3 protein-coding genes are annotated in these 3,405 nt (G+C 75.1%); all 3 read right to left on the bottom strand.

The annotated features are described in order from the left end of the window. Positions 1-697, bottom strand: a 697-nt coding sequence (locus NWP10_RS11070) for a methionine ABC transporter permease (protein WP_258300948.1), incomplete at its 3' end; no start/stop codon positions are given. Further along, positions 690-1,562, bottom strand: a complete 873-nt coding sequence (locus NWP10_RS11065; RefSeq protein ID WP_158508250.1) for a methionine ABC transporter ATP-binding protein — start codon at positions 1,560-1,562, stop codon at positions 690-692. The genes NWP10_RS11065 and NWP10_RS11070, both read right to left, overlap by 8 nt. Before the next feature lie 441 nt (positions 1,563-2,003). After that, positions 2,004-3,248: an acyl-CoA dehydrogenase family protein gene (locus NWP10_RS11060; protein WP_258300947.1), complete on the bottom strand. Its 1,245-nt coding sequence runs from the start codon at positions 3,246-3,248 to the stop codon at positions 2,004-2,006. Between the last annotated feature and the right edge of the window lie 157 nt (positions 3,249-3,405).

Raw genomic sequence — 3,405 nt, 5'->3', positions numbered from 1 at the left:
GGCGGGGACGACGCGCGGTGCGCGGCCGGCGGTGGTCCAGCCGCTGGGACAGGCGCGTGCCGGCGAACTGCAGCAGGGCCACGAGCCCGATCATCAGGAGGATCGCGACCACCATGAGCGGGGTCTCGTACCGGTAGTAGCCGTAGCGGATGGCGAAGTCGCCGATGCCGCCGCCGCCCACCAGCCCGGCCATCGCCGAGTAGGAGATGAAGCTGACGCTCATGATGGTCAGCGAGCCCACGAGCGCCGGCCGGGCGTCCACGAGGAGCACGTCCCGCACGATCTGGCCGCGCGTGGCGCCCATCGCGCGGGCCGCCTCCACCGGGCCCGGGCCCAGCTGCGCCAGGTTCTGCTCCACGAAGCGGGCGAAGTACGGGATGGCGTTGACCGTGAGCGGGACGATCACCGCGGCCGTGCCGATCGTGGTGCCCACGATCAGGCGGGTCACCGGGATGATCGCGATCAGCAGGATCAGGAACGGGAACGAGCGCAGCATGCTCACGGCCGCGTCCACGACCCGATGCAGCCGCGGCGACGGCGAGAGCCCGCCCGGCGCGTGCGTGAACAGCCAGATGCCCAGCGGCGTGCCGAGCAGCACCGCGAGCGGGATGGTCACGGCCAGCATGGTGAGCGTCTGGCCCAGGGCCACGACGATCTCGGGCCAGACCTGGAGGATGCGGGAGAGGGCCTCAGACACCGGCGACCACCGCCTCACGCACGTCGCCGGGGATGGACGTGGTGCCGGGCGAGGTGCCGGGCGTGGTCCCGGAACCGGCGCGGTCGCCGTCGGGAGCGCCGGCCGCGCCGCGCAGGGGCGGGCGCTCCAGCGCGATCTCGTCCTCGAGGAGGTATCGGCCGATGCCCGTGCGCGGGGCGAAGTCCGCCCGCTCCAGGTCCGCGAGCGCGAACCGCTCCACCACGCGGCCGTCCTCCATGACGGCGACGTCGTCCGCGACGGCGCGGATCACGTTCATCTCGTGGGTGACGATCACCGTGGTGATCCCGAGGTCCCGGTTGATGTCCACGAGGTGCTGCAGGACGGTGGCGGTGGTGCGGGGGTCGACGGCGGAGGTCGGCTCGTCGCACAGCAGCACCGAGGGGCGGGTGGACAGGGCGCGGGCGATGGCCACCCGCTGGGCCTGGCCGCCGGAGAGCTCGGCGGGGTAGCGCCCGGCGTGGTCGGCCAGGCCGACGATCTCGAGGGCCTCATGGGCCCGGGCCTGGCGCGCGCGACGGTCCACGCCGGCGAACTTCAGGGCCAGCGCCACGTTCTGCGCGGCCGTGAGGTTGTGGACGAGGTTGAAGTGCTGGAACACCATGCCGATGCCGCGGCGGGCCTCGCGCAGCCCGCTCGGGGAGAGGGCGGTGAGGTCCGTGCCGTCCACGACGACGCGTCCCGCGCTGGGGCGCAGGAGCAGGTTGACGTTGCGCAGGAGCGTGGACTTGCCGGCGCCCGAGAACCCGATGATGCCCTGGATGGATCCGGTGGGGATCTCCAGGCTGACGTCGTCCACCGCGCGGTGCTCGCCGAACGCGGTGGAGACGTTCTGGATGCTGATCATGACGTCTCCTCTCGAAGGGGGGTCGTGACCTCCGCACGGCCCGCCGCGACCGGGCCGCGCAGGGCGGGGTCCGGGGAGCGAGGACGCGTCCATCGGTCCTGGCGGGAGCACCCTTGCCCTCGTCCGGGTCCGCGGGGGCGGGCCGGGGAGGCGGGTTGCTGCGGCGTCGTCGAGCCAGATCTCTCGGCCGCTCTGGATGGGTGGGATCAGCACACCACGGGGTGGGCTCCGCGCCGAACGGCGACGACGTCGAGCGACACGGCAGGCCCGCCGGAGCCTGCGCGGGCTCCGGCGGGGGCTCATGTGACCCGGTCTTGCGCGTTTCGGGCGAGTTGTCGGAGGTGAAAGGCCCCAGGACCCCCGATAAGTCACCCCAAACGCAAGAAGGCGAGGGAAGGCGGGAGAAGGCGGGGGTGGGGGAAGGAGGGAGGCGGAAGGGGGTCAGTCGTCGTCGACGACGCCGGCCGACGTGTAGGCCGTCGGGGGCGTGCCGTTGACCAGGTGGTCGCCGGCCATGCGGACCTTGAACGCGGCGGGGTCGTGCGTGGCGAGGGTGCGCGCATTGCGCCAGTGGCGGTCCAGCTGGAGGGCGGCGGAGGTCGCGGACGCCCCGAGCGTGTCGAAGATGCCGGTGCACACGCCCAGCACGGCGTCGGGCACCACGGCCTGCGCCCGGTACGCGGCCACCATGGCCTCCTCCATGAGGCGGGCCGCGCCGCCGTCGTCGCCGGCGGTCCCCCGCTCCTCGGCCTCGTCCATGAGCCCGCCGACCTGCCGCACGAGCGCCTCGGCGGCGGCGAGCTGCCCCGCGAGCCGGCCCATGATCTCGAGCAGCTGTGGGTCCTGCGCCGGCAGCGCCTCGGTGCCGGTGTTGAAGGTGCGCCGCCGCGCGCGCAGCAGCTCGACGCCCTCCACGAGCGCGGCCCGGCCCACGCCCACCTGCAGGGCCAGCAGCGAGGCCTCCTGCAGCACGGGCACGGGGCCCTCGCGTCGCGGCACCTCGAGCAGGGCCTCGGCGGCCGCCCCGTCCAGGACCACGGACCCGGTGGCGGTGAGGCGCTGGCCGAAGCCGTCCCAGTCGTCCTTCACGCGCACCCGCGGCTGACGCACGCGGACGACGGCGACGGCGCGCCCCGGCTCGCGGACGACGCCGCCGGCCCGCTTGGAGTTGCGGCGGGAGACGAGCCCGTCCCCGTCCACGCCGACGGTGGCGATGGTCCACGTGGCGAACGCGGAGCCCGTGGCGTAGTACTTCTCCCCCGTGACCACCCAGGTCCCGCCCTCGTCCCGCTCGGCCATGGTGGCGGCGCGTCCGGGGGCCGCGGTGCCGCGCTCGGCGAGGGCGGAGCCGGCCCAGTCCCCGGCGACGACCCGCTCCAGCCAGGGCTCCGCCGCGGCCGGGACCTGATCCAGGACGGTGGCCACGAACACGAGGTGGGAGCGCCACAGGTGGGCGGTGTTCACGTCCCGGGCGGCCAGGTCCATGAGCAGGCGCAGGGCGGTCTCGTGCGAGGCGCCGTCCCCGCCCACGGCCTCGGGCACGCTGACCCGCCCGAACCCGGCCTCCTGCAGGCCCCGCTGCACGGCGAAGGGCAGGTGCCGGCCGGCCTCGCGGGCGCGTTCGCCGTGGCCCACGGCGTCGAAGGCGTCGGCGAATCGGGCGGCGAGGTCGGCGTAGCTGGTCATGGTCCCACTCTGGCAGAGGCGTCCGGGGAGGGGATCCGGCCGGTCCCGTGTGACCGCGAGTTGCGCGGGCGCGGGCGGCACGGGTGGAGTCGGCGCGGGCGCGGGCGCGGGCGGCACGGGTGGGGTCGGCGCGGGCGCGGGTGGGGTCGGCGCGGGC

The organism is Micrococcus sp. HG099, assembly GCF_024723355.1.
Taxonomy (GTDB): domain Bacteria; phylum Actinomycetota; class Actinomycetes; order Actinomycetales; family Micrococcaceae; genus Micrococcus; species Micrococcus endophyticus.
The sequence above is the reverse complement of the archived record's forward strand: the minus strand, read 5'-3'. Positions and strand labels throughout refer to the sequence as shown.

What these genes read in the sequence shown, in the direction of transcription:
- NWP10_RS11065 (WP_158508250.1), bottom strand. Translation starts at nt 1,562, where the DNA reads ATGATCAGCATCCAGAACGTCTCCACCGCGTTCGGCGAGCACCGCGCG.
- NWP10_RS11060 (WP_258300947.1), bottom strand. Translation starts at nt 3,248, where the DNA reads ATGACCAGCTACGCCGACCTCGCCGCCCGATTCGCCGACGCCTTCGAC.